The sequence below is a fragment of the Pseudoalteromonas sp. '520P1 No. 423' genome (genome assembly GCF_001269985.1).
Taxonomy (GTDB): domain Bacteria; phylum Pseudomonadota; class Gammaproteobacteria; order Enterobacterales; family Alteromonadaceae; genus Pseudoalteromonas.
Genome location: NZ_BBZB01000001.1, coordinates 208,346 through 234,615, shown reverse-complemented (window position 1 = coordinate 234,615; position 26,270 = coordinate 208,346). Strand labels below are relative to the sequence as shown.

32 protein-coding genes, 1 rRNA gene and 1 other RNA gene are annotated in these 26,270 nt (G+C 38.1%); 26 read left to right on the top strand and 8 right to left on the bottom strand.

Features of this window, described 5'->3' with window-relative positions; translation table 11 throughout:
• Positions 1–74: 74 nt before the first annotated feature.
• On the top strand, positions 75–497 hold the full coding sequence (locus tag PSA_RS01090) for a ClpXP protease specificity-enhancing factor (RefSeq protein WP_042153289.1): 423 nt from the start codon (positions 75–77) through the stop codon (positions 495–497).
• A 73-nt stretch (positions 498–570) separates the two neighbouring features.
• Here the strand turns inward: PSA_RS01090 and dolP are convergent, their stop codons facing one another.
• From dolP to PSA_RS01070, 4 genes are read right to left on the bottom strand one after another with little or no spacing between them, the layout of a single operon-like run.
• Complete coding sequence (dolP, locus tag PSA_RS01085; protein ID WP_042153256.1) at positions 571–1,134, bottom strand: division/outer membrane stress-associated lipid-binding lipoprotein; 564 nt, start codon at positions 1,132–1,134, stop codon at positions 571–573.
• Positions 1,127–1,720, bottom strand: coding sequence for an SIS domain-containing protein (locus tag PSA_RS01080; RefSeq protein WP_042153253.1), 594 nt, complete (start codon positions 1,718–1,720; stop codon positions 1,127–1,129). Before PSA_RS01080 ends, dolP begins: the two co-directional genes overlap by 8 nt.
• A 39-nt stretch (positions 1,721–1,759) precedes the next feature.
• Positions 1,760–2,134: a YraN family protein gene (locus tag PSA_RS01075; RefSeq protein WP_042153248.1), complete on the bottom strand. Its 375-nt coding sequence runs from the start codon at positions 2,132–2,134 to the stop codon at positions 1,760–1,762.
• Between the two features lie 51 nt (positions 2,135–2,185).
• A complete protein-coding gene (locus tag PSA_RS01070) occupies positions 2,186–4,027 on the bottom strand; it encodes a penicillin-binding protein activator (protein ID WP_231665203.1) in 1,842 nt (613 codons plus the stop codon).
• Between the two features lie 83 nt (positions 4,028–4,110).
• Between PSA_RS01070 and rsmI the strand changes: the two genes are divergently transcribed.
• From rsmI to PSA_RS26990, 3 genes are all read left to right on the top strand, one after another.
• Complete coding sequence (gene rsmI / locus PSA_RS01065; RefSeq protein WP_042153241.1) at positions 4,111–4,962, top strand: 16S rRNA (cytidine(1402)-2'-O)-methyltransferase; 852 nt, start codon at positions 4,111–4,113, stop codon at positions 4,960–4,962.
• Positions 4,963–5,063: 101 nt separating this feature from the next.
• An RNA gene (gene rnpB, locus PSA_RS01060) (RNase P RNA component class A) lies at positions 5,064–5,479 on the top strand.
• Positions 5,480–5,631: 152 nt separating this feature from the next.
• Positions 5,632–5,808 carry a DUF6538 domain-containing protein gene (locus tag PSA_RS26990; protein ID WP_371257843.1) on the top strand — a complete coding sequence of 59 codons (177 nt, stop codon included), beginning with the start codon at positions 5,632–5,634 and terminating at the stop codon, positions 5,806–5,808.
• Between the two features lie 107 nt (positions 5,809–5,915).
• Here PSA_RS26990 and PSA_RS01055 read toward each other — a convergent pair.
• Together PSA_RS01055 and PSA_RS01045 are read right to left on the bottom strand one after the other, a co-directional pair.
• Positions 5,916–7,078 (bottom strand): IS3 family transposase gene (locus PSA_RS01055; protein WP_157575711.1). Its coding sequence is split into 2 segments (ribosomal slippage): positions 5,916–6,823 and positions 6,823–7,078, totalling 1,164 coding nucleotides; the frame shifts between segments, so codons are not numbered across the junction.
• 75 nt (positions 7,079–7,153) lie between these two features.
• The gene (locus tag PSA_RS01045) at positions 7,154–8,179 is read right to left on the bottom strand and encodes a Fic family protein (RefSeq protein ID WP_042153438.1); all 1,026 of its coding nucleotides are present in this window, start codon (positions 8,177–8,179) and stop codon (positions 7,154–7,156) included.
• A 469-nt stretch (positions 8,180–8,648) separates the two neighbouring features.
• On the opposite strand from PSA_RS01045, the gene PSA_RS01040 reads away from it, so the two are divergent.
• Positions 8,649–9,443: a hypothetical protein gene (locus PSA_RS01040; protein ID WP_052380289.1), complete on the top strand. Its 795-nt coding sequence runs from the start codon at positions 8,649–8,651 to the stop codon at positions 9,441–9,443.
• Between the two features lie 52 nt (positions 9,444–9,495).
• Here the strand turns inward: PSA_RS01040 and PSA_RS01035 are convergent, their stop codons facing one another.
• Positions 9,496–10,155: a TorF family putative porin gene (locus PSA_RS01035; protein WP_042153442.1), complete on the bottom strand. Its 660-nt coding sequence runs from the start codon at positions 10,153–10,155 to the stop codon at positions 9,496–9,498.
• Positions 10,156–10,390: 235 nt separating this feature from the next.
• Complete coding sequence (locus PSA_RS01030; RefSeq protein WP_042153445.1) at positions 10,391–11,557, bottom strand: hypothetical protein; 1,167 nt, start codon at positions 11,555–11,557, stop codon at positions 10,391–10,393.
• A gap of 345 nt (positions 11,558–11,902) precedes the next feature.
• On the opposite strand from PSA_RS01030, the gene PSA_RS01025 reads away from it, so the two are divergent.
• The 21 genes from PSA_RS01025 to PSA_RS00925 all read left to right on the top strand — a co-directional run bounded on the left by PSA_RS01025 (position 11,903) and on the right by PSA_RS00925 (position 26,230).
• A complete protein-coding gene (locus PSA_RS01025) occupies positions 11,903–12,115 on the top strand; it encodes a GntR family transcriptional regulator (protein WP_052380290.1) in 213 nt (70 codons plus the stop codon).
• 671 nt (positions 12,116–12,786) lie between these two features.
• Entirely contained in the window at positions 12,787–13,107 is a 321-nt protein-coding gene (locus PSA_RS01020; protein WP_042153447.1) for a hypothetical protein, read from the top strand.
• Between the two features lie 53 nt (positions 13,108–13,160).
• Complete coding sequence (locus tag PSA_RS01015; protein WP_042153450.1) at positions 13,161–15,092, top strand: AsmA family protein; 1,932 nt, start codon at positions 13,161–13,163, stop codon at positions 15,090–15,092.
• A 257-nt stretch (positions 15,093–15,349) separates the two neighbouring features.
• Entirely contained in the window at positions 15,350–15,718 is a 369-nt protein-coding gene (gene rplN, locus PSA_RS01010; RefSeq protein WP_042153454.1) for a 50S ribosomal protein L14, read from the top strand.
• Between the two features lie 9 nt (positions 15,719–15,727).
• A complete protein-coding gene (rplX, locus tag PSA_RS01005) occupies positions 15,728–16,042 on the top strand; it encodes a 50S ribosomal protein L24 (RefSeq protein ID WP_042153457.1) in 315 nt (104 codons plus the stop codon).
• A gap of 20 nt (positions 16,043–16,062) precedes the next feature.
• Positions 16,063–16,602, top strand: a complete 540-nt coding sequence (rplE, locus tag PSA_RS01000; protein ID WP_042153461.1) for a 50S ribosomal protein L5 — start codon at positions 16,063–16,065, stop codon at positions 16,600–16,602.
• 10 nt (positions 16,603–16,612) lie between these two features.
• On the top strand, positions 16,613–16,918 hold the full coding sequence (gene rpsN, locus PSA_RS00995) for a 30S ribosomal protein S14 (protein WP_042153464.1): 306 nt from the start codon (positions 16,613–16,615) through the stop codon (positions 16,916–16,918).
• A 21-nt stretch (positions 16,919–16,939) separates the two neighbouring features.
• Positions 16,940–17,332, top strand: a complete 393-nt coding sequence (gene rpsH / locus PSA_RS00990) for a 30S ribosomal protein S8 (RefSeq protein ID WP_042153466.1) — start codon at positions 16,940–16,942, stop codon at positions 17,330–17,332.
• A gap of 12 nt (positions 17,333–17,344) precedes the next feature.
• Positions 17,345–17,878: a 50S ribosomal protein L6 gene (gene rplF / locus PSA_RS00985; protein ID WP_042153470.1), complete on the top strand. Its 534-nt coding sequence runs from the start codon at positions 17,345–17,347 to the stop codon at positions 17,876–17,878.
• Between the two features lie 9 nt (positions 17,879–17,887).
• Positions 17,888–18,238, top strand: a complete 351-nt coding sequence (rplR, locus tag PSA_RS00980; protein ID WP_042153473.1) for a 50S ribosomal protein L18 — start codon at positions 17,888–17,890, stop codon at positions 18,236–18,238.
• Between the two features lie 9 nt (positions 18,239–18,247).
• Positions 18,248–18,748: a 30S ribosomal protein S5 gene (rpsE, locus tag PSA_RS00975; protein WP_042153477.1), complete on the top strand. Its 501-nt coding sequence runs from the start codon at positions 18,248–18,250 to the stop codon at positions 18,746–18,748.
• Positions 18,749–18,752: 4 nt separating this feature from the next.
• Positions 18,753–18,935 (top strand): 50S ribosomal protein L30, encoded by a 183-nt coding sequence (gene rpmD, locus PSA_RS00970; protein ID WP_016710201.1) that lies wholly within the window; start codon positions 18,753–18,755, stop codon positions 18,933–18,935.
• 3 nt (positions 18,936–18,938) lie between these two features.
• Positions 18,939–19,373 (top strand): 50S ribosomal protein L15, encoded by a 435-nt coding sequence (gene rplO / locus PSA_RS00965; protein WP_042153483.1) that lies wholly within the window; start codon positions 18,939–18,941, stop codon positions 19,371–19,373.
• A 15-nt stretch (positions 19,374–19,388) separates the two neighbouring features.
• Positions 19,389–20,717: a preprotein translocase subunit SecY gene (secY, locus tag PSA_RS00960; protein ID WP_042153486.1), complete on the top strand. Its 1,329-nt coding sequence runs from the start codon at positions 19,389–19,391 to the stop codon at positions 20,715–20,717.
• Positions 20,718–20,746: 29 nt separating this feature from the next.
• Entirely contained in the window at positions 20,747–20,860 is a 114-nt protein-coding gene (gene rpmJ, locus PSA_RS00955) for a 50S ribosomal protein L36 (protein ID WP_059364690.1), read from the top strand.
• 128 nt (positions 20,861–20,988) lie between these two features.
• Positions 20,989–21,345, top strand: coding sequence for a 30S ribosomal protein S13 (gene rpsM / locus PSA_RS00950; RefSeq protein ID WP_059364687.1), 357 nt, complete (start codon positions 20,989–20,991; stop codon positions 21,343–21,345).
• Positions 21,346–21,358: 13 nt separating this feature from the next.
• Entirely contained in the window at positions 21,359–21,745 is a 387-nt protein-coding gene (gene rpsK, locus PSA_RS00945) for a 30S ribosomal protein S11 (protein ID WP_059364684.1), read from the top strand.
• Between the two features lie 21 nt (positions 21,746–21,766).
• Positions 21,767–22,387, top strand: a complete 621-nt coding sequence (rpsD, locus tag PSA_RS00940; protein WP_059364677.1) for a 30S ribosomal protein S4 — start codon at positions 21,767–21,769, stop codon at positions 22,385–22,387.
• 25 nt (positions 22,388–22,412) lie between these two features.
• Positions 22,413–23,399: a DNA-directed RNA polymerase subunit alpha gene (gene rpoA / locus PSA_RS00935; RefSeq protein WP_059364674.1), complete on the top strand. Its 987-nt coding sequence runs from the start codon at positions 22,413–22,415 to the stop codon at positions 23,397–23,399.
• Between the two features lie 39 nt (positions 23,400–23,438).
• Positions 23,439–23,837 carry a 50S ribosomal protein L17 gene (gene rplQ, locus PSA_RS00930; protein WP_059364670.1) on the top strand — a complete coding sequence of 133 codons (399 nt, stop codon included), beginning with the start codon at positions 23,439–23,441 and terminating at the stop codon, positions 23,835–23,837.
• Between the two features lie 850 nt (positions 23,838–24,687).
• Positions 24,688–26,230, top strand: a 16S ribosomal RNA gene (locus PSA_RS00925).
• Positions 26,231–26,270: the final 40 nt, after the last annotated feature.

Sequence of the window (26,270 nt, the reverse complement as noted above, 5' to 3'; positions counted from 1 at the left end):
AGTAGCCATGAAGTTATGTGATTGGTATTATTTTAGATAGATTTAGATTTAGATTTAATTTAGGTGGTCAAATGATGACTTCAAATCGCCCATATTTATTACAAGCTTTTTACGATTGGATTATTGATAACCAATGTACGCCTCACTTAGTTGTAAATGCAGAGCATCCCGCTGCGGTGATCCCTACTCAGTTTGTGCAAGATGGTCAAATTGTATTGAATGTAAGCCCTACAGCAGTTGCACAGTTTAATATGGACAATAACGAGCTAAGCTTTAACGCTCGCTTTTCTGGGCAGCCAATGCGTGTTTCTGTGCCAATTACTGCTGTGTTGGCAATATATGCCAGAGAAAATGGTGAAGGTACTGTATTTACGGCGGAAGAAGATGAGCTGTTTGAAGGTGATGATGTTGAAATTCAAGAAATTGATACCGAAGCGTTAGCACCAGAAAAAAAGCCAGATACTAAAAAAGGATCGCATCTTAGAGTTATTAAATAATATGATTTTTATGCTAAAGCTTTACCATTAAGTTACTTAGGTAAAGCTTTAGTTATCCCGCTACATTAAGTGATTATAAGTACTCAAATACTTTAATTACCTTAGCAACACCAGAAATATTTCTTGCGATATCTACCGCTTTATTCCCTTCATTTTGTTCCACTAAACCCATTAAAAAGACTTCACTATTCTCAGTGACTACTTTGATATTGGTGCCACTGATATTGTCATCGGTTAATAACATGGTTTTTACTTTTGAGGTTAACCAAGTATCAAGGGTTTTTGTGGTCATGCCAACATTACTACTGATACGTATTTGGTTATGTACTTTCTTTATTGCTGGTATATTTTTAATTAATTGCTGCGCTTGAGACTTCATCTCTTCAGTAGGCGCTTGACCTAAAAGTAGTACAACACCATTTAAGCTAATGACTGAAATATTCGAATACTTAGCGAGTTGATCGTTACCTTTGATCTCTAATGTCGCTTTAATTTCAATGTTATTATCGTCAATTTGAGAACCAATAGTACGCCTGTCATTTGCGGCAGTAACGGCACCAGCTGTACCTGCAACAATCGCAGCTGCACATCCTTGTAATATGAAAAGGCTCACTATTATTAAAAGCGTATTACGCATGTGTTTCATCCTGTGGAAATAGGGTTAAATCAATTAATTCACTTAGGCAGTGTAAACTTAATAAATGAGACTCAATAATACGGCTTGGCCTTTTTGAAGGTACGCGAATTTCAACGTCATTTGGTCCTAGCAAACCGACTAATTCTCCGCCATCGTCGCCTACAAGTACTATGACAGTCATATCTTTAGTAAGTGCAGATTCCACAGCAGAAATGATAGATTTTTCATTACCGTTAATGGCAATCGCTAATAACATATCACCTTGCTGGGCGAATGCTCTGACTTGTCGAGCAAAAACATCATGTTCATTTTGCTCTGTATAAGTACTTAAGTTAGTCACCTCAGTATTTAATGCGATGGCCGGTAAGCAAGGTCTTTCAGTCTCATAGCAATTTACTAATAATGTCGCTATGTGTTGTGCGAGCATTTGGCAGCTTTGAAAACCGCAGCATATCAGTTTATTACCATTAATAAGGTTTTGAGCTATGGTAAAAGCAGCTGATTCTAATGCGCTAGGGAGCACTTCGCCAGCAGCAATATGTGCTTGAATGCTTTCAGTGTAAATCTCTTTGACTATCTCTTGCATTGTTAAACCTTAATGAAGCCTATTTTATTATTTTAAGTCCTACGAGAGAACATTTTTAATCCAATTAAATTGATATGGATTTTGCCCATTTATCGCAATAAAGTCGACCCTTAAAGCGTTATTTTGTAATTGGTGATGTTTAATATAATGCTGAATTGCTTTTTTTAATTTTGTTTTCTTAGCGAAAGTTAAAGCATGTAAAGCGCCACCATATTGTTGTGATTTCCTATATTTAACTTCAATAAATACAACCGTATCTTTATCTAACATTATTAGGTCTATTTCACCTAATTTACACCAATAATTACGTGTAATGGGTTTTAAACCATGACCTTTAAGAAAGCTTTCTGCTTTGATTTCATAATACTGACCTTTCTCAGTATTATTACGCCATAATGTTTTTAGCCAATTCATCCATGAATCCTTAAAATTAATAAACATAGAATGAAAAGGCGTTATATGCAATTAATCCATATTTTCAGATGGTTGCAAAAATAAAGGTGTTGGCTTCACTTCTTTGAGCTTGAGTACTTTAATTGATTTTTGAAAATAGCGTGCCCATTGTAATTGACGATGTATTTGACCATCCTGGTTGATAGACAGTAACCCTGTTAAACCTTGAATACTTTTTCCTGATAAAGCACTTAATTGTTTTAGCTGAGGGATCAATTTAACCGCGTCATAACCCATAGCAAACAGCCTTTGCTGTAAGTCACCTTGTTGAGGCCAAAGTTTATCAAATTGCGCTCTTAATGCAGGTTGTGTATGACCCTGAGGTAGCATCCAAGGTATTTCAGTAAAATACAGGCCTGCTAAATCACGTTTATCAGTACGGTCAACTTGTAAGCTATGGCTTTTTGAACTGGCATACAAAGGTACTTTTTCGGCAAAGGTACTAATATTAACGTCAAAGTAAGGCTTTAACAGTCGTGTTTGAACTGCATCGCCGATTAAATAAATCACATCGATATCTCGGCGAGAGCGGGTTTCATTATTTACTTTTTCTCTAAAAAGCAATTTTATTTTATTAATGCGTTTCTTACTTTCATCAACTTCTAATAGTCTTTTTACTTGATTTTGCATATCCTTTTTATCGGCATAAAAACCAATTTCAGGTAAGTTTTTTGAATATAACTGCCATTGTTGGGTAAAAGATTGTACTAATCTTTCTCCTGATTTATTTTTAGGAGCCAATAATAAAGGTTTCTTATACTCTTTGGCTAAAAAGTGATTAATTGCTTGAGTGAGTTCATGCTCGGGTGACAGCGCAAAAGAATAGTGTTCTAAACTGGTATGCTCTGATGAACTTGAATTAAGAAATATAGTTGGATAATTTGCTAGTATTTCAGATTGTTTAATTTTATCTATATTATTTTTTAATAATGGACCTATGATAAAATCTGGCTTTATTAGCGTGATGTGTTCATTGATTTTTTCTATAGACTCAATTGAGTTGATATAGTGAATTTCTGCATCATGATTTATATAAGAAGCTGCTAGTATGCCATTTTTTACAGCTTCACCAATACGTGCATTCTTGCCAGTTTCAGGTAGTAAGACAGCTAATTTAGTGAGTTTATAGGGCTCAATAGCCAGTAAGTTTTTCATTTTATCTGGTAGCGCAAAGCTTGCTGGGTGCCTAGGGTAGCGTCTTTGCCAGTTGTTCATTGCACTATGTAAAGATACCGGATCACCAACATATAACTGATTATATAAAGCTAAATTAATCCAACCTTGTTGTATGCTTGATCCTGTATTGAGTTCTTCTAGTGAATCGCTTTGAAGTTTGGCAAGTTCTGCCCATAGCTTTTTATTTAATTCATTTGCATCAATATCATGCTTTTGTGCAATTTCAGAGGCTCTAAAATAATAAGGGACAGCTTGTGCGGTTAGTGATTGTTTGGCATAAATATTCCCCGTTATTAACTGATGCCAATAATAATGGGCTGGGCTTGTAAGTTTATCATTTAACTTTTCTAATAAAGCGAGTGCGCTTGCATATTGATATTGATGGTACTGAGATAATGCAATATACAAGCTGTTTTGTATGTTATCTGAGCTTTGACTAGAAATTAATGTCGTGCAAATAGACTCAAGTAACGACCAGTTTTGTTCTTCTAACGCTTTTTCACGTGCAAGATATAGCAGTTGTATTTTATCTGCGCCACGTTTTGCCCTTGCGTTACTGTACAACTGAGTTGCAGTATAAACTTTAGGTTGTACTTTTTTTTGCTGGTTTATCTCAGGCTTTTTAAGGATCTGCGTTTTCTCTGTTGTACTACAGGCTGATAACAGGGAAAATAACAATATTAAACTATAGTGTGTAAGCCGCACGGCAATATCTCAAAAAAGGTAATACACTATATTACTGACAGATGCAGGATACCTCAATGTTAAATGAGCACAATTCGAGTAAAATAGGCACACTTTATGTTGTGGCAACGCCAATTGGCAATTTAGATGATATAAGTCAGCGCGCATTAAAGGTGTTATCAAGCGTTGATTTGATTGCTGCTGAAGATACTAGGCATACAGGAAAGCTACTGAGTCACTTTGCTATTAAATCAAAAACAGTCGCTGTTCATGATCATAATGAAAAACAAAAGTCTCAACAGATAGTAAATTGGCTTAATGAAGGTTTAGATATCGCTTTAGTGTCAGATGCTGGTACACCATTAATCAGTGATCCGGGTTATGCTGTTGTTAATTTATGCCGAGAGCAAGGTGCAAATGTGACGCCAGTACCTGGTGCATGTGCTGCTATTGCTGCTTTAAGCTGTTCGGGTCTAGCAACGGATAAATTTCAATTTTTAGGGTTTACACCTGCTAAAAGCAAAGCGAGACAAGATTTTTATTTAAATGCGGTAGAGTCGGGTATAACCAGTATTTTTTATGAAAGCACCCATAGAATTTTAGCGAGTTTAGATGATGCAGCACAATGCCTCGGTAGTGAACAGAAGATAGTGCTCGCCAAAGAGCTGACAAAAACATATGAAACATTTTTTAGTGGTTCAATCTCAGAGCTAATTGCGTTCCTAAACGAGGATCGTGCTCGTCAAAAGGGCGAGTTTGTTTTAATGCTTCCTGGAAAGGTTGTAGATAAGCAAGAGTTTGGCCCTGAAGTAATGCGTATGTTAGAGCTAATTAAAGCTGAAATGCCATTGAAAAAAGCGTGTGGTGTTGTTGCTGCTTATTTTGACTTAAAGAAAAACGCACTTTATAAGGCTGCTTTAGAGCAATAAGAAAGTGAATAAGTTATTTATTTGCACTTATTGTGCTGTTTTCATCAAAAAATACCGGAATAAATTCCCTCTTGGAATATAAATCAGTATAATCCGGCTCCTGAGTTGGCCAGATGATCGCTGCTTTATCGTTGTATGTTTTGTTTAGGCAAAAGGTATACGGATAAAGGGGAGGAAAGTCCGGGCTCCACAGGGCAGGGTGCCAGCTAACGGCTGGGAGGCGCAAGCCTACGACAAGTGCAGCAGAGAGAAGACCGCCGATGGCTCTTATTTTATTTATAAAGTAAGTAGAACAGGTAAGGCTGAAAGGGTGCGGTAAGAGCGCACCGGACCACTGGTAACAGTTGGTTGCAGGGTAAACTCCACCCGGAGCAAGACCAAATAGGGTTCCTTATGGCGTGGCCCACGTTGGAACCGGGTAGGTTGCTTGAGCCTTAAAGCGATTTAAGGCCTAGACGAATGATTATCCTTTTCTTCGGAAAAGAACAGAACCCGGCTTATACGGCTAGCTCACCTAATTTAGAAACTGCTTGACTTTTGTATAAAGGTCAAGCAGTTAACTAAATTATATCTACAACAATTGATTACGACAATGAAATGGTACAAAAGATGGTACAAAAATTGTCAAAAGGAATGCAGCACTTAACGAGAATTAACTTTCGTTAATATATACGGCAATCAATCAAAGGTTTCAAATATCTCTACAAAAGAAAATCTACTTTTTATTTCCGTTTTAAACTTCCTCAAAATCTAACTTCATCAGAATTACGCTTCTGTTTACGTACTCAAAATCTAACTATAGCCGTTATAATTTGGGATCAGCTCCAACCATTTGTTAAGCAATAAAAACACCTTGTAAGTATCAGTGAAACATTGGAAAATCATCAAATTCAACAGTACTTTGAAAGGATTAAGTCATACTGTTAACGCTTCAGCTGACAAAACTGTAGTGGTCAACTAATTCCGGACATTAAATTAAGGTTTTCTTCTGGTTTAGCAGGAGAAAACCCGTTGTTATAACTATGTGGCCTGCGCCAGTTATAGTATTTCATTAAATAAGAACTGATATCCTGCTCTGCTTCTTTAATTGAATGATAGCCATTGGTTGGTACCCATTCTGATTTTAAACTTCTAAACACACGTTCCATCGGTGCATTGTCCCAACAGTTGCCGCGGCGACTCATACTCTGAGTTATTCTATAACGCCATAATCGTTGACGGAATTTTATGCTTCCATATTGGCTACCTTGATCAGAATGGAACATCAGCCCTGTAGGTTTTCCACGCTGTTGATAGGCTCTGTCTAATGCTGATACTACAAGGTCAGCATCAGGCTTGTTCGATAATGACCAACCAACAACTCGTCTTGAATATAAGTCGAGTACTACCGCAAGATATACCCAACAATTACCGGCCCAAATATAAGTGATATCACCGCACCAAACATGATTTGGCTGCGAAACATTAAATTCTCGATCCAATAGATTTGGAATGTCAGGTCGTTCAACGGTTGCCTTTTTATAAGCATGCGAACCCGGCTGTTTACTGATTAAGTGCATATCCTTCATGATACGCCTTACTTTGAAGCGACCTATGTTGAAGCCATCTTCACCAAGCATCATAACCAGGCTTCGGCTTCCAGCAGAGCTTCTACTAAGTTTGAATAGCTCATTTACCTTTGCTCGTAACTCTATCTCTTGCTTGTTAATAACTTTTTTAGATTGCTTAAAGTCATAAAAACTAGAACGTGGTACTTCAAATACGTCACAAATCAACTCTGTAGACTCATGCTCACTTAACTTGTTGATTAACGTATATTGTTCATTTCGTCTGACATTAAGAGAGCTGTAGCCTTTTTTAAAATAGATTTTTCCCGCTCTAGGCGATTAACTCTAGCTTCTAATTCTTGAATCTTTTGCTGCTCAGGTGTTAGCGCTTTGGACTTTGGCGTAGTACCACTAGGTTCATCACTCAATTGCTGTACCCAGCGCCTTAATGCTGTTTCACCGACACCAAGTGAACGAGCAGCTTCAGGAATACTATAACTTTGTTCAAGCACCAAACTTGCTGCTTCTAATTTAAATTCTTTTGTAAAAGTTCGACGTTTACTAGTCATATGACACCTCATGTAAGTGGTAATAATACCACCTTAAATGGTGTCCGAGTTCATTAAACCACTACAGTATGCTGTTTATACATTAATGATATTTTTACCTAATTGCGTTAAATAATATTTTTGTTTAGGACTTTTTGGTGAATCTGGCTCTGTCATTTCGATGTAATCAGCGTCTAATGCAGGAGATAAGTAATTCTTTTTAAAGGTTGGGCGATGTTTTAATGTTAAACCTTCCATAATTACGGATTGTTTTTGTGGCTCTTTATTATTTAACCAGTGTAGCAGTCGTTTTACTTGATCGCTTACATGGACGTTTACTTGATCGCTTGCTTGTTCACTTGAGCTACTTTGTACTTCTTTGATTGATGATAATAAAGCTTTGAGCATAAATAAGACAAAAGGTGTAGAGTCGCAAGCTTTATCAGATAAAGATAATGCCTGATAATATTCATTTTGCTGATCTTTGATTACAGTTTCAACTGGAAGATAGGCAAACATTGGTTGCCACTGGCTGAGATATAAGGTTTGCCATAAACGTCCCATTCTGCCATTTCCATCTGAAAATGGATGTATAAATTCAAACTCATAATGAAAAATACAGCTGGCAATTAAAGGGTGATAATCGGTAGTACTTAACCAATTATGTAAATCTCCCATTAAGATAGGTACTCTGTTTGCTGGTGGGGCCATGTGAATGAGTTGTTTTTCTCTATATATACCAACCCCTTGGTTTCTATATTGCCCAGCATCATCGACTAAGCCATACATCAAAAGTTTATGAGCAGATAATAAATGTTCAGGGTTTGATGCTTGCCAAGATGGTAAATTATCGTAAGCATTAAAAGCATTTCTAACCTCTTGAATCTCATGAGGGAGTCCTAATACTTTTTTACCCGCTAATACGGCGGTAACTTGTTCTATTGATAAAGTGTTATTTTCTATTGCTAAAGAAGCTTGAATGGTTCGTAGTCTATTACTACGCCTAAGTTTTGGTGAAAGCTGACTGGTATTTGTTGCAGTCCAATTACCTATTAACATACTAATATTTGCAACAATATTTAAGATTTCATTGGTAAGCTGAAAAGGTGGATTGTAGGACATTTTAAGTTACTTCGATTAGTGAATAGAGTTTATAAACTTTGTTATTTTAATTTATCATATCGAACAATCATACGAGTAGCATTATTTTGAATCTCTTCGATATTCTTGAACAGTATGAAGCTTAGAATTAAGAAATTAATGGTACAAAATGATACAAAATCTGAATCATTAATTGCTATACTTAAATGACACAATAGCTAAGTTGTTAATTTCCTTAAAATCAATAAGATAAAAATGTTTTTAGAGTTAGCTTATACGGCTGACTCACCACATTTATTAAATACTTGGCTTTTTTAAGCCAAGTATTTAAATCACCAGATATCTCAATCAAGCACATGCTTATAACTTTCTTAAATTTAATCACGCTTTTTAAAAATAATCCGATACAATACTTTATAGTTAATATGATTTAATGTTATGTTTGTTTTTTTAACACTCATTAATTGTATTTTAAAAGGTTAGGATAACCATGAAGAAAGTGTTCATAATCACTCTATTGCTCTTAATATTAGGGTGTGGTGGAAGTTCAAAATCTAATGATCAGACACTCCCTGAAACGCCACCAACTTCTTCTGAAAAATTGAGTGAAAGACTGCCTATTTCTGATAATAGGGAATCTGAACAGCTTGATATTTTAATGATAGGTAATAGCCACACTGGTTCAGTAGGTCGATTATTAAGTGTTATTTTTGATAATGTAGAAGAGCGGCAATCCAAAGTGTTAACTTTATTTGGTGCTCACCTGGATGATACTGTTACAAAAATTGACAATATAAATACTTTCAATGATAACGCTTGGAGTCATGTTATTCTGCAAGGTCAAAAGTATTCCCAAAGCCAAGCTAAACTTTATCCAACCGATGCCGCAAAAATATGGATTCAAAGAATAAAAGCTAAAACAGCAACACCTGTATTATTTCCTGAACATCCGCAGAAGGGTAGTTCAACTGAAGCTGAATATGTGCATGGTATTCATCGTCGCATTGCGAATCAAGAACCAAGTTGTGTTGCTCCTGTGGGCTTAGCATGGGAATTGGTGCTAGAAATTAAACCGCAAATAGAGCTTCATAGCGTTGATGGTAACCACGCTTCAGAATTAGGGAGTTTTTTAAGTGCTTTAGTTATGTTTGAGGTGATCACTGGGAAATCAGCTGATTCAATACCTTATATGGAAGTTTTTCCAGGTGATGAAATGACTCAAGACTTATTTGGTTTAATGGCTTCAACGGCGGTATTAGAAAATTTATCTTGTTATGAATCATAAAAACAAGTGAAAAAGTAAGGACGTTCATCGATCTTACTTTTTCATTGAAATATTATAATGTTAAATCAATAGAGTAAGAGACGAATGCCTTTAAATCACTATCGTCTAAACTCGTTTTTGTAAGACCTAAAGTAAAACCATTTTTAGATAATGATACGCTATAGTCTAAATAGTCATCTTCACTATACCATTCAGTAACAGTATCACCACTTGATCGCCCTAAATGAAAAGCCAATTCAGTTTCAGTTAAAATGGTAAAGCTTGCATTGAGCTCAACATAAAGCATATCTTCTTCACTGCTTGCCTCACTTTGTGCATGAGTGAGGTAACTTACTTTTGTTTCTAGCCACTGCCAGCTTAAAGCGCCATATAGCTCACCAAAGTCTGTTGAACCATCAGCATCAGGGTAGCTGTAATAAATATAACCAACATCATAACTAAAGCTTTCAAGCTCTTTACTAAATCCAGCATAAAAGTCTAGCTCGTAGCTTGCTTCACTACCAAAGTCGATATTCGAAGTCCAAGTACCTACGTAAAAACCGGATTCATTACTATAGTCAATGCCACCTGATACTGCAGCAGCATCATTTGTTTGCGTTATTCCACGCCAATAATAATTTGAACTGGCAGATACATTTGCTGTTATATCAGCAAAGCTTGATGTGGAGGTTAAAGCTGTTAATAAAGTAATTGAGAGGAATGACTTTTTCATTTCTGACACCTTAATATTGGGTTTGTTAGAATGCGCTGTTTGAAAAGAAAAAGGCAATCTTTGTACCAAAATGAAGTGATATAATTAAGTTTAATAAATTCAGTTAGTTATAATTTGATTGGGCGGTGTTAATTGTGAAAAGTTTATAGGTGGCACATATTTAGTGCATTTTTATATTTATTGCACTAAATATAAGCAGTATTTAAACTTAAATACTATTTATGAAAATGAGTGGCTAGCCAAAAATCATGCGCATTAACGAAATTGTTTCGGCAACAGTGCGGCCTTTAACTACTTCAGCGATAATAGAGTCACGCTTGCTTTTGATATGTTCTGGAATATCATCAGCTTCTAAAGCGCGGTCTACCAATATTTCAGCAGACTCTTTACCACGCTTAGTACGTGTTGTGCCTGTTTTAGTCGCGCGTTTAGGTTTGTTTAATAACTTAAGGTAGTTTGAGTTACTTGCTGTATTTTCATCAACATAATAAAAAAGTGTCGGTAATAAAGCGCGAACAGACCAAAGTTGTTGTTCTAATTCTGTTTCAGGGCATTTAGCGCGATACCAAGGCATAACATGCATGGCTTGAATAATATCTTTATAATAACGATCAAAGTCTTTGTTATTTAATTTTGGAACTTCAAATGCAGCACAAAGTGAATCTAATTTAGAGTTTGTAAGTGGTAAAAATACATCAGGGCGGTGCATTGCTAATAAGCGAGTTGCAGGTGCTAAAGTTGGCTTTACATCATCTAAAACATTATGTGCAGCTAAATAGTCAATTACAAAATTTTGGTAATCCTGCTCAGATACATCACCTTCAGTTGGAATGTTAGCAAGTGCTTTATCTAATAGTTCAGGGTTGTTTTGTAGTAATTGGTGAAAGCTTTTCGCGCTTTTTGTTGAGCCAAACCATTCAACATCAAATTTATAGATAGAAGGATCATGTGAAGCCGTATGCTTTCCAGCAAAAGCAAGTCTATCTTCCTGAATCATTTCTGATAATGTTTGTTGCTTTGTTATTTTTAAATAAGATAGTAAAGCAAGCTTTTCATCTAACGCTTGTAATTTTGCATTCTTTTCAATGAAAGAAGCCATAATTGGCCAAGGGGTGATTTTCAGCATTTTAAGCTGACTTACACTCACGCCTAAAACTAATAAATCATTTAACTTTTTAACAAATGGTAATTGGTGTTGTTCTAACAGTTCAAAGTTAATGCGATTAGTGCAAATATCAATTAACTCATGACACCAGCCGCTAAAATCTTCAGGATGGTTTTCAACTTTAACAGCCATCAAATTTAGGCTAATTTCAGTTGCTTGTTTTAATGCGTTTTCATAAGTAAGATTTTCAGCATCTGAGAGCGACATTTGAGTGGGTAAAGTTAATAATTTTCTCATCGTTTAGATTGACTCCAGTAGAATTAGAACAAAGCCCGTTTAATTTCGAAAAAACGTTAAAACTAAGCGGGCCGTGCATGATACAGGGATCTCATTTTTGTTCAATCTTGACTTTTTGATTTCTGGTTGTTTTTATCTAAATAATATTTGTATGTTATTTAATCTATTTGAATTTGTTTAATGATTTACTTTATATTAAAAAACGTAATAAATTTTTCAATCTCAAATATTCTAGATAAAAGTATAAAAGAAGGTTAATTGTTCAAGGTAATTTGATTATTAGGTTGTGGTTTTTGTTTAAGTAAATAAAAATTACCTACTAGTTTAAACTTCATAGAATAAAGCATGAGTGATTTTATATATCGTAAGATAAGTGATGAAATAATACAGGCCATTAATTGTGGTATTTTAGATCAAGATGAGAAACTAGATTCAGTAAGGAACTTGGCGAAGAAAAGGGAAATTGGTGTTTCTACTGCATCTCAAGTTTATGCTGAACTAGAGAAATCAGGCTGGATCTATGCAATAGAAAAAAAGGATATTTTGTTACTAATATAACATCGCAACATGTCACCACAGATATTCAAAGTTATGGTGATTCATTTTTAAGCTACAAAGAGCTTGCTAAGTTACCTTTAGCCAATGCGCTGCAATACTCTTTTAATGATCCTAATATTCTACCATTATCCTGTACAGCACCAAACACAGTAATTGATGCTGAAACGATTTTGAGCCAACTACACCGTACAAAGACATTTTAATAACAAACGGGCGAAAAGATGGTTTGATCACTGCGATTCAAGCTGAAAAATTTTCTGCGTATTTATTTAATCCAAATTTTAATGATCCAACAGGTAGAGTATTAACGACTAAAGAGAAAAACAGTTAATTGCTTGGGCTGAAAAAAATGAAGTCGCATTAATAGAATATGACAGAAGCGAGCTACACTTTAGTAGTCACCGACCAAAGTCTGTATCAAGTTTACTTACATCTAACTCAGCATGTAATGTAATTAGTATTGTCGATTTTTACGATACGGTTTCGGCTGCAATTAGTCTAGGTTATATAATCTGTAAAAATACCTACGAGCAGAGTCTGTTTGCAAAGCAGATTAACTCAGAAGAGCCAAGTATAAGCCTGCAGTATATGATCTTAGAGATGCTACAAAGTGGTCGTTATCAAAAATTTGTAGATAAAGTAGGAGGCAATTATCAATTCAGTGTACTCAAATGCTTTATGCGTTAAAAGCACAAGTTGGAGACTTAGTTATTTTAAACGATCCTGTAGGCGGTCCTTGTTTATGGATAGGATTGCCTGACGGTTATTCAAGTAAAGATTTGTGGCATTATTTGATCAGGTATAATTTAGCGATTTCACCTGGTTGTATGTTTATAAACGCTATAGAATTTGATAATTACTTTAGAGTGACCTATGGGTTACCTTGGGACGATAAAATAAAAGCGGGTATTGTAGATTTAGCATTACATATTAAAGCTTTTTTAAGCGTTAACTTAGCTGTAGATAAACAGTTTTTAAATGATATTGAATAAAGCGCGTTTATAATAACTAAATAAATCGGAATTAAAAATTTAAAGGGAATAACATGAAAATATTATTAAAGGTTTTAGCTGTATTGGTAGGGCTTATGATTGCGATAATAATCATAGTCCCTTTGATACTACCTGTAGATACTGTATTTTCGCAAGTATCAGATAAAGTAGAGCAAGCTACAAACCGGAAATTATCTATATCAGGTGATAAAACCTTATCACTATTCCCCGCGTTAAAATTAGAGATGAATGACGTCTACTTTTCTAATATGGATTCAGGCTCGCAAAAAAATATGATATCAATGAAACAACTAGCGATTAATATTCCTTGGTTATCTTTATTTTCAGGAGAGCTAAAATTAGAAAAGTTTGTGATCATTGAACCTAATATTTTATTAGAGAAAGATAAAGCAGGGAGAGTTAATTGGGATCTGTTTTCACAATCAGTTTCAGAGACACAAAAAATGAATAATGATGCTGAATTACCAAATCAACAGAATAATATTCCCAGTGACTTTGATATTAAACTAGGTGAGGTTGCAATTTATGGCGGTAAATTAACATATCTAGATGCAACAACTGATGTAAAGCATGTCATTAATGATTTTAAATTGACTGTTAAATTACCTTCATTACACCAGCCTTTAAATATTAAAGGGGCTGTGTCTTATATGGCACAAAGAATAAAGCTTGATACAAGTGTATCAACACCTATTAAAGCTATCACCTCAGAAGACTTCATATTAGAAACTAAGTTAAGCTCAAGTTTATTTGTCTTAAATTTTAAAGGCAATATTGAAGACGCTAAGAGTGTTATAAAGGGTGAACTTGATCTAAAAGGCAAGTCAGTTAAAGAGATCTTAAAGTGGCAAAATATAGAACTAAATGCGGGAGAAACGGTATTTAATGAATTTGCTTTTTCAGGCGGGGTACTATTTAAAGACAATAAGTTTTCGTTATCAAACTTAAATGCCAAACTAGATGAGTTGGATATAAAAGGCCAAAGTGTAATTGATTTAGACAAACGACTTAAGCTATCTGCAAATATTGATTTAGGCATGCTTAATCTGAACCCTTATTTACCAATAGAGACTAAGCAAGAATCTAAAGATGAAGATAAGTCTGAAAAAAAACCTGAGCCAATTATTTGGGATGAAACGCAAATTGATTTATCAGCTTTAAAAACCATGAATGCAGATATTAAGATCAAATCTACTGGCTTACAGCTTAGGGATATAACACTTGGGCATAATGCATTCTCTTTTAAACTTGAAAAAGGAGAGGCTAAGATAGTAATGGATGAGTTCAATGCATATAAAGGTAAAGGAAAAGGCAAGATTTTTATAAATGCTAAAAAAATACCTTATATAGTAGTAACAAACTTTTCCTTAACTGATATACAAGCAGGGCCGCTACTTAAAGATGCAATTAAATTTGATAAGTTAGATGGATCAGGCTCAATTGATTGGCAGTTAAATACCAAGGGCGTTAATCAAAAACAATTTATAGATAGCTTAAATGGTGGGCTAGGATTTGGTTTTGAAAATGGTGCAATACAGGGCGCTAATATTGCAGCAATGGTTCGTTCAGCAAAAGCTATGTTAAAGGGTGACTTTACTAATGCAGGTTTAGATAAGGGTTTTGATAAGTCGCAGCAAACAGATTTTGCTGAACTCAGTGGCACCTTTAAATTTAAAAATGGCGTTGGTAAGAATAATGATTTTAAGCTATTTAGTCCGTTAATTAGAATTAAAGGTAAAGGTGAGCTTGATCTACCAAAAACAAATATTGATTACAAAGTAACGACAGGTTTAGTAAGTAGTATTGAGGGGCAAGGAACAACAAGTGATGCAACAGGGTTTAAAGTACCAGTTAAAGTGAAGGGACCATTGCATGATGTAAAAATAAAACTTGATGTAAGTGGTGCAAGTAAAGATGAACTTAAAAATAAAGTGAAAGATAAATTAAAAAAACTATTTGGATAATATTTCCTGCCTATTATATAGACGGAATGAAAGGTTGAAAATTGTTCAAGACGTCTATATATCTAAACTTCTTATTGTGTGCTTTTTGAGCGTTTATTTTAAATTAATTAAAAAATAACCTATCGCACTACTACATTTGCTGATACAATTGCGCGCCATTCAGAAATGTCTTAATGAATTACTGAATGAGGTTAAAACATTATGTCTTAATTTTTTTGAAATTAAGGCGGATTAATAATTACACAGGAGCATATAAAATGATCCAAATGCAAACTCAGCTGGAAGTTGCTGATAACAGCGGCGCTCGCAAAGTGCAGTGTATTAAAGTATTAGGCGGTTCACACCGTCGCTACGCTATGATTGGCGATATCATCAAAGTTTCTGTTAAAGAAGCAAATCCTCGCGGTAAAGTGAAGAAAGGTGATGTATTAAACGCTGTTGTAGTTCGTACAGCAAAAGGTGTTCGTCGTAACGATGGTTCTACTATCCGTTTCGATAATAACGCTGCTGTTATGCTTAATGCAAACAATCAGCCAATTGGTACTCGTATCTTTGGCCCAGTAACGCGTGAACTACGTAACGAAAAGTTCATGAAAATCGTTTCATTAGCACCAGAAGTACTATAGGAGTTTATCATGGCAGCAAAAATCCGTCGTGATGACGAAGTAGTTGTACTAGCCGGTAAAGACAAAGGTAAGCGCGGAAAAGTGCTTTCAGTTGTAACTGAATCAGGCCGAGTATTTGTCGAAGGTATCAATCTTATCAAGAAGCACCAAAAGCCGGTTCCACAGTTGAACCAAGCTGGCGGTATTGTTGAGAAAGAAGCATCTTTAGACGCATCAAACGTTGCGATCTTCAACCAGGAAACTGGTAAAGCGGATCGTGTTGGTTTCAAGATTGAAGACGGTAAGAAATTACGTATCTTCAAATCTACTGGAAAAACTATTTAATTAGTTAGTTGGAGTAGACGATGGCGAAACTGCATGAGTTATATAAAGACACAGTTGTAACAGAACTTCAAAAGAAGTTTGGTTTCAGCTCTGTTATGCAAGTCCCTCGAATAGAGAAAATTACCCTAAATATGGGTGTGGGCGAAGCCCTTACAGATAAGAAAATTCTAGAGCATGCTATTAAAGATCTAGAAGCCATATCTGGTCAGAAAGTTTTAACAACTAAAGCTCGCAAATCTGTTGCTGGTTTTAAAGTTCGTGAAGGCTATCCGATTGGTTGTAAAGTAACTCTACGCGGCGAGCGTATGTGGGATTTCTTTGAGCGTTTGGTAACAATCGCAATTCCACGTATTCGTGATTTCCGTGGTGTTAGTGCTAAGTCTTTTGATGGACGTGGTAACTACAGCATGGGTGTTCGTGAGCAAATCATATTCCCAGAAATCGATTTTGATAAAGTAGACCGTGTACGCGGTATGGATATCACTATCACGACTTCTGCAGCGAATAATGAAGAAGGTCACGCCTTGTTAGAAGCCTTCGGCTTCCCATTCAAGAAATAAGGGTAGGGTTATGGCAAAGAATTCTATGAAAGCGCGCGAAGATAAACGCGCGAAGTTAGTAGCACAGTTCGCAGAAAAGCGCGCAGCACTAAAAGCAATCATCTCAGGTGTTGAAACATCTGAAGAAGATCGCTGGGATGCAGTATTAAAGCTTCAAGCTTTACCGCGTGATTCTAGCCCTTCACGTCAACGTAATCGTTGTAACATTACGGGCCGCCCACATGGTTACCTTCGCAAATTCGGCATGAGCCGAATCAAAACACGCGAAGCTGCTATGCGCGGTGAAATTCCTGGCCTTAAAAAGGCTAGCTGGTAATAGAATCACGGGAGTAAGACTATGAGCTTGCAAGATCCTATTTCGGATATGTTCACACGTATTCGTAACGGTCAAACTGCGAAGAAAGTATCTGTAACGATGCCTACTTCAAAGCTTAAAGTAGCAGTAGCTAAAGTACTTAAAGATGAAGGTTTCATCACTGAATTTTCTGTAAGCAGCGAATTAAAAGCTGAACTTACAGTTGAACTTAAGTATTTCGAAGGCAAAGCTGTTATCGAAACAATTAAGCGTGTTAGTCGTCCAGGTCTACGCATCTATAAGAAGCGTGGAGATTTACCTCAGGTAATGGGCGGACTAGGCATTGCAATCGTATCAACATCTCAAGGCTTGATGACTGACCGTACTGCACGTAGTGCTGGTATCGGTGGTGAAATCATTGGCTTTGTAGCTTAATCGGAGAATATTATGTCACGTGTTGCTAAAGCACCCATAAATGTTCCAGCCGGTGTAGAAGTTACATTAAATGGCCAGGACATCAAAGTTAAAGGTAAGAACGGCGAGTTATCACGTTCAATCAACGCTGCTGTTGATGTTGCTTTAAACGATAATGTTATTACAACTCAGCCTAATGAAGGCGTAGCTAACGGTTGGGCACAAGCAGGTACTGCTCGTGCTAACATCAACAACATGATTGTTGGTGTAACTACTGGTTACGAAAAGAAACTTCAATTAATTGGTGTTGGTTATCGTGCAGCGGTTAAGGGTAAAGTATTAAACTTAACTCTTGGCTTCTCTCATCCAGTGAATTTCGCAATTCCAGAAGGAATTACGATTGAAGCACCAAGCCAAACTGAATTGCTTGTTAAAGGCGCAGATAAACAGTTAGTAGGTCAAGTATCAGCTAACATTCGTGCATACCGTAAGCCAGAGCCTTATAAAGGTAAAGGTGTACGTTACGCTGACGAAAATGTGCGTCGTAAAGAAGCCAAGAAGAAGTAGGGTAGGACGATGGATAAGAAAACAGCTCGTTTACGTCGTGCTAAACGCACACGTAGAAATTATATTGAACAAGGCGTTACACGTCTTGTTATCCACCGCACGTCAAAGCACATGTACGCTCAAGTAGTTACTGCTGAGGGTATCGTTTTGGCTGCTGCTTCTACTGTTGAAAAAGTGATTGGCGAAGCAGTTAAAGGTACTAGTAATGCTACAGCAGCTGAAGCTGTTGGTACTGCAGTTGCACAACGTGCAGCTGACAAGAACATTACTAAGATTGCCTTTGATCGTAGTGGCTTTAAATATCACGGCCGTGTGAAGGCGTTGGCTGATGCCGCGCGTGAAGCCGGTTTGCAATTCTAGGAGTAGACAATGGCTAACGTAGAAGCAAAACAAACAGAATTCGCTGAAAAGCTAGTTGCTGTAAACCGTGTGTCTAAAGTAGTTAAAGGTGGTCGTATCTTTAGCTTCACAGCACTAACTGTAGTTGGTGATGGCGCAGGTAAAGTAGGTTTTGGTTACGGTAAAGCACGTGAAGTTCCAGCTGCAATTCAAAAAGCAATGGAAAAAGCACGTCGTAACATGATCAACGTTGAACTTAACGGTAACACATTACAACACGCAATAAAGGGCCGTCACTCTGGTTCTCAAGTATTTATGAAGCCTGCTTCAGAAGGTACTGGTATTATCGCTGGTGGTGCAATGCGTGCAGTTTTAGAAGTAGTGGGCGTTCAGAACGTTCTTTCTAAATGTTACGGTTCAACTAACCCAATCAACGTAGTTCGCGCTACTGTAAAAGCTTTAGAGAACATGAATTCTCCAGAGTCTATTGCAGCTAAGCGTGGTCTTACTGTTGCTCAAATTGTAGGGTAGAACCATGGCTAATAAAACTGTTAAAGTTACACAGGTTAAAAGTTCAATTGGTCGTTTACCTAAACATAAAGCGACATTACGCGGACTTGGTTTACGTCGTATCAATCACACTGTAGAGCTAGAAGATACAGCTTGCGTTCGTGGTATGATCAATCAAGTTTCTTATATGGTTAAGGTTGAGGGCTAGTTCATGTTATTGAATACACTTTCACCTGCTGCTGGTGCGAATAAAGACAGAAAACGCCAAGGCCGTGGTATCGGTTCTGGTATTGGTAAGACTGGTGGCCGTGGTCACAAAGGTCAAAAGTCTCGCTCAGGTGGTAAAGTACGCGTTGGTTTTGAAGGCGGTCAAATGCCTATGCAACGTCGTCTTCCTAAGTTCGGTTTCACTTCACGCAAATCACTAGTATCTGCTGAAGTAAACCTTTTCGAAATCACTAAAGTTGAAGGTGATATCGTAGAACTTAGCACGCTACAAGCTGCAGGTCTGGTTAAAAAGAACGTTTTGTTCGTAAAAATAGTTAAATCTGGTGAAGTTTCACGCCCAGTGACTGTAAAAGGTCTAAGAGCATCTAAGGGTGCTCGCGAAGCGATTGAAGCTGCCGGAGGCAAGATAGAAGAATAATAAGGAAAGTACTCCATGGCTAAACCAGGTCAAGATACATCAAGTGCGCAAGGCGGACTATCGGAATTGAAACGTCGTTTATTATTTATACTCGGCGCAATCATTATTTACCGTTTAGGTTCCTTTGTGCCAATCCCTGGGGTTAACGCCGCTGTACTTGCCGAATTCTTCGCGCAACAAAAGGACTCCATTGCTGGCATGATGAACATGTTCAGTGGTGGAGCTCTTGAGCGAGCTTCTGTTCTGGCTTTAGGTATTATGCCTTACATCTCAGCTTCAATTATTATGCAGCTATTAACGCACATACATCCTGCGATGATAGAGCTAAAGAAAGAAGGTGAGCAAGGGCGTAAGAAAATTAGTCAGTACACACGTTATGCTACGCTTGTGCTTGCTACATTCCAAGCAGTAGGAATATCAACTGCGTTACCAAACATGATGGCTGACTTAGTGTTAAATCCTGGTATAGGGTTTTACTTTACTGCTGTTATCAGTTTAGTAACTGGTACTATGTTCCTAATGTGGCTGGGCGAACAAATAACAGAACGCGGAATCGGTAACGGTATCTCAGTTCTTATATTTGTTGGTATTGTAGCTAACTTGCCGTCTGCGATTGGTGAGACAGTCGAAATGGCGCGCCAAGGTGATTTGAATGTTCTAATGTTACTAGGCATTGGGGTTATCGTATTTGCTGTTACTTACATTGTAGTGTTCTTTGAACGTGGTCAACGTCGTATCGTCGTTAATTACGCTAAACGTCAACAAGGCCGTCAGGTTTTTGCAGCGCAAAGTACACATTTACCATTGAAAGTTAATATGGCAGGTGTTATTCCACCAATCTTTGCTAGTAGTATTATTCTGTTCCCTGGTACAATCGCCAGCTGGTTCGGACAAGGCGAAGGTGTACTTGCTGATGTGCTTCAAACTATTTCTTTAGCGTTGTCTCCTGGACAGCCGTTATATGCGATGGTATTAGCAGCAGCGATCATATTCTTTTGTTTTTTCTATACAGCGTTGGTTTTTAACCCTCGTGAAACAGCAGACAACTTGAAGAAGTCAGGGGCTTTTATCCCTGGTATTCGTCCAGGTGAGCAGACATCAAAATACATTGATAAAGTAATGACGCGTTTGACATTAGCAGGCGCTCTATATATTACCTTTATCTGTCTGGTGCCCGAGTTTATGACAATGGCGTGGAAAACTCCATTCTACTTTGGCGGTACATCAATATTGATTATCGTAGTAGTGATCATGGACTTTATGGCACAAGTACAAACACATCTGATGTCTCATCAGTATGATTCTGTACTTAAAAAAGCAAATCTAAAAGGTTATGGCCGATAGGCACTTTTAGATAGCTACGGAGATGACTCATGAAAGTACGTGCATCCGTTAAAAAGATTTGCCGTAATTGTAAAGTTATTAAACGTGCCGGTGTTGTACGTGTAATTTGCATAGAGCCTAAGCATAAGCAAAGGCAAGGTTAATTAAGAAATCGTGCAGACTGAGCTATTTTAGCTTGGTCTGTTTTTTTAGATGATTTGATCATTAGTTGGGTATCCTAACGGGCTTTCCAACAAATTGATAATCAAATCCATAATTAGGAGATGTGTTAGTGGCCCGTATTGCTGGCATTAACGTCCCTGATCATAAGCACGCAGTAGTAGCTATTACTGCCATTTATGGTGTTGGTACAACTCGCGCTAAATCAATTTTAGCTGCGACAGGAATTGCTGAATCTACAAAGATCAGTGAACTAAATGAAGAAACACTTGATCAACTTCGTGAAGAAGTTGGTAAGTACACCGTTGAAGGTGATCTTCGCCGTGAAGTTACTTTAAATATCAAACGTCTTATGGACCTTGGTTGTTATCGTGGTCTTCGTCACCGTCGCTCTTTACCACTACGTGGTCAAAGAACTAAGACTAACGCGCGTACTCGTAAGGGTCCACGTAAGCCTATCAAGCGATAAGGGGATATAGATTATGGCTAAAGCACCAGTTCGTCGTAAGAAGGTAAAAAAACAGGTTGCAGATGGTATGGCTCATGTTCATGCTTCTTTCAACAACACTATTGTAACTATTTCAGATCGTCAAGGTAATGCTTTATCTTGGGCAACTGCAGGTGGTTCAGGTTTCCGTGGTTCACGTAAATCTACGCCATTCGCTGCACAGGTTGCTGCTGAGCGTGCAGGTAATGCCGCTAAAGAATACGGTTTGAAAAACCTTGAAGTATTTATTAAAGGTCCAGGTCCAGGCCGTGAGTCTGCTGTTCGTGCATTAAATGCTGCTGGTTTTAGAATTACAAACATTACTGACGTGACGCCGATACCACATAATGGTTGTCGTCCACCGAAGAAACGTCGCGTATAACAATAGGTTAGGAGAAAGAACATGGCAAGATATTTGGGCCCAACGCTCAAGCTAAGCCGTCGTGAAGGTACTGACCTGTTCCTTAAGAGCGGCGTTAGAGCTATCGACTCTAAGTGTAAATTAGAGACTGCACCTGGTCAGCATGGCGCTCGTAAGGGTCGTCTATCTGATTACGGTTTACAATTACGTGAAAAGCAAAAAGTACGTCGTATGTACGGTGTATTAGAAAAGCAATTCCGTAATTACTACAAAGATGCTGCACGTATCAAGGGTAATACAGGTGAAAACTTGTTACAACTTCTTGAGCAACGTCTTGATAATGTTGTATATCGCATGGGTTTTGCAAGTACACGCGCTGAAGCACGTCAACTTGTATCTCACAAAGCGATTATGGTTAATGGTCGTGTTGTTAACATTCCTTCATTCCGTATCACTGCAGAAGACACTGTTGTGATCCGTGAGAAGTCGAAAAAACAATCTCGTATCATCGCTGCTCTAGAGTTGGCTTCACAACGTGAAAAACCAACTTGGGTTGAAGTAGACAATAAAGCACTTGAAGGCGTATTTAAACGTCTACCTGAGCGTTCTGATCTGTCTGCAGAAATAAATGAACAGCTAATCGTCGAACTTTACTCGAAGTAAAGTTAAGAGTTAAGAGAGGATAAAAATGCAGGGTTCTGTAACCGAATTTCTAAAGCCACAACTGGTTGCTATTGACGCAATCAATCCAACGCGTTCTAAAGTGGTGCTAGAACCACTAGAGCGTGGCTTTGGTCATACGCTAGGAAATGCTTTACGTCGTATATTGCTATCATCCATGCCAGGATGTGCAGTAACTGAAGTTGAAATTGATGGCGTATTGCACGAATACAGTGCAAAAGAAGGCGTTCAAGAAGACATTATTGAAATCTTATTAAATCTAAAAAGCCTAGCGGTTTCTTTAGAAGATAAAGACGATGTATTTTTAACGTTGACTAAATCAGGCAAAGGTCCTGTAACTGCGGCAGATATTCAGCACGATGGTACAGTAGAAATAGCTAATCCAGATCATGTTATTTGTCATTTAACGACTGATAGCAGTGAGATCAATATGAGAATTCATGTTGAACGTGGACGTGGTTATGTACCAGCGGCAAGCCGTTTATCCTCTGAAGACGATGAGCGCCCAATTGGCAGATTGTTGCTTGATGCATCATTTAGCCCAGTTGAGCGTATTGCGTACTCGGTTGAATCAGCGCGTGTAGAACAGCGTACAGATTTAGATAAGTTAATTATCGACATGGAAACTAACGGTACATTGGATCCAGAAGAAGCGATCCGCCGTGCTTCAACTATTATGGCTGAACAACTAGATGCATTCGTAGATTTACGTGATGTAACTGAGCCAGAAGAGAAAGAAGAGAAGCCAGAATTCGATCCGATTCTACTTCGTCCTGTTGATGATCTTGAGCTAACTGTTCGTTCTGCGAACTGTTTGAAAGCCGAGCAAATTCAATATATTGGTGATTTGGTACAACGTACTGAAGTTGAGCTTCTTAAAACGCCTAATTTAGGTAAGAAGTCTCTAACTGAAATCAAAGATGTGTTAGCTTCACGTGGACTTTCTCTAGGCATGCGCTTAGAAAATTGGCCGCCTGCAAGTCTAGCTGAATAATCCAAATCACTAGATAAAGTTTCGTTAGAAGGATAGGTCATGCGCCATCGTAAGAGTGGTCGTCAATTAAACCGTAACAGCAGTCATCGTAAAGCGATGTTCAGCAATATGGCGGGTTCACTGGTGAAGCACCAAATCATCAGAACAACTTTGCCTAAAGCAAAAGAGTTACGTAGTGTAATTGAACCTTTAATCACACTTGCTAAAACTGACAGTGTTGCAAATCGTCGTTTAGCATTTGCTCGTACTCGTGATAAAGAAGTTGTTGGTATTTTATTTAACGAGCTTGGTCCTCGTTATGAAAACCGTCCAGGTGGTTACACTCGTATTCTTAAGTGTGGTTTCCGTACAGGTGATAAAGCACCAATGGCTTACATTGAACTAATCGATCGCCCAGCGACTGAAGAAGTTCAAGAAGAAGTACAGTCAGCAGAATAAATCTTAAATTAGCTTTAGAGCTTAATTAAAGTATAAAAACCGAGTTAATAGAACTCGGTTTTTTTATATCAAAAATTTATGAAATTTCTTCAACTTAGTTTTATATCATCACAAAGTGTGCATGACATATTATTAGTAACTCCTCTACTACAAACAGCTACTTTTAGCCTCTAAGTTAATAGTTCTGGTATTATTTAATAAAATGTAATAATTACACAGGATCTTTTTTGATCTCTTCTTAAAACTAATCTCTATTTATAAAATGCACATATTTAATATCCAGATTACGTATTATTAATTGTTTTTTAATTTTTAACTTTTTGATTGTTATTTATACATATCTAAGGTTTTATTGAATTTATTTTAAAAATGCCTTGCGATCATTTCGGATCTGTCTATACTGCGCCTCCACCGACACAGACGGCAAGCAACAGACTTTAAGGTAAGAGACTAAAGGGATGTAGCGATATCGAATGATGTTGGATTGAGATTTATCTCAAAAAATTTTGAATCAGATTTAAAGTTAAATATTAATTTTAAATTAACCATTGACTCAAAAATTTTAAGGTGTATTATGCACCTCCGCTTCGAAGCATAGCTTCAAAGCAACGTTCTTTAACAATAAGTAATCATCTGTGTGGGCACTCTTGCAGATTGAGTTCTAAAGTCACTTTTTGAAGTGACACAAAATTAGAGTCTCATTAAAATCTGTTCACTTAATCCTTTTAGGAAAGAGCGAGTGACTACACAGTCATATGCGACGTTAAGTTTAACTTTGTTAAATTTAATATCAAAAACAGAATTCATTGAGCTGTCTCATCTATTTTATAGACAAAGACAAAAAACTTTTTAATTGAAGAGTTTGATCATGGCTCAGATTGAACGCTGGCGGCAGGCCTAACACATGCAAGTCGAGCGGTAACAGAGATAGCTTGCTATCTGCTGACGAGCGGCGGACGGGTGAGTAATGCTTGGGAATATGCCTTTAGGTGGGGGACAACAGTTGGAAACGACTGCTAATACCGCATGATGTCTACGGACCAAAGTGGGGGACCTTCGGGCCTCACGCCTAAAGATTAGCCCAAGTGGGATTAGCTAGTTGGTTGAGGTAAAGGCTCACCAAGGCGACGATCCCTAGCTGGTTTGAGAGGATGATCAGCCACACTGGAACTGAGACACGGTCCAGACTCCTACGGGAGGCAGCAGTGGGGAATATTGCACAATGGGCGCAAGCCTGATGCAGCCATGCCGCGTGTGTGAAGAAGGCCCTAGGGTTGTAAAGCACTTTCAGCGAGGAGGAAAGGTTATAGTTTAATAGACTATAGCTGTGACGTTACTCGCAGAAGAAGCACCGGCTAACTTCGTGCCAGCAGCCGCGGTAATACGAGGGGTGCAAGCGTTAATCGGAATTACTGGGCGTAAAGCGTACGCAGGCGGTTTGTTAAGCGAGATGTGAAAGCCCCGGGCTCAACCTGGGAACTGCATTTCGAACTGGCAGACTAGAGTATGATAGAGGGTGGTAGAATTTCAGGTGTAGCGGTGAAATGCGTAGAGATCTGAAGGAATACCGATGGCGAAGGCAGCCACCTGGGTCAATACTGACGCTCATGTACGAAAGCGTGGGGAGCAAACGGGATTAGATACCCCGGTAGTCCACGCCGTAAACGATGTCTACTAGGAGCTGGAATCTTCGGATGACTTTTCCAAAGCTAACGCATTAAGTAGACCGCCTGGGGAGTACGGCCGCAAGGTTAAAACTCAAATGAATTGACGGGGGCCCGCACAAGCGGTGGAGCATGTGGTTTAATTCGATGCAACGCGAAGAACCTTACCTACACTTGACATCCAGAGAAGAGACTAGAGATAGACTTGTGCCTTCGGGAACTCTGAGACAGGTGCTGCATGGCTGTCGTCAGCTCGTGTTGTGAGATGTTGGGTTAAGTCCCGCAACGAGCGCAACCCCTATCCTTAGTTGCTAGCAGGTAATGCTGAGAACTCTAGGGAGACTGCCGGTGATAAACCGGAGGAAGGTGGGGACGACGTCAAGTCATCATGGCCCTTACGTGTAGGGCTACACACGTGCTACAATGGCAGGTACAGAGTGCTGCGAGCTCGCGAGGGTAAGCGAATCACTTAAAGCCTGTCGTAGTCCGGATTGGAGTCTGCAACTCGACTCCATGAAGTCGGAATCGCTAGTAATCGCGGATCAGAATGCCGCGGTGAATACGTTCCCGGGCCTTGTACACACCGCCCGTCACACCATGGGAGTGGGTTGCTCCAGAAGTGGCTAGTCTAACTGCTTGCAGAGGACGGTCACCACGGAGTGATTCATGACTGGGGTGAAGTCGTAACAAGGTAGCCCTAGGGGAACCTGGGGCTGGATCACCTCCTTATACGAAAGAACTGGTTTGCATGCCAGTGTCCACACAGATG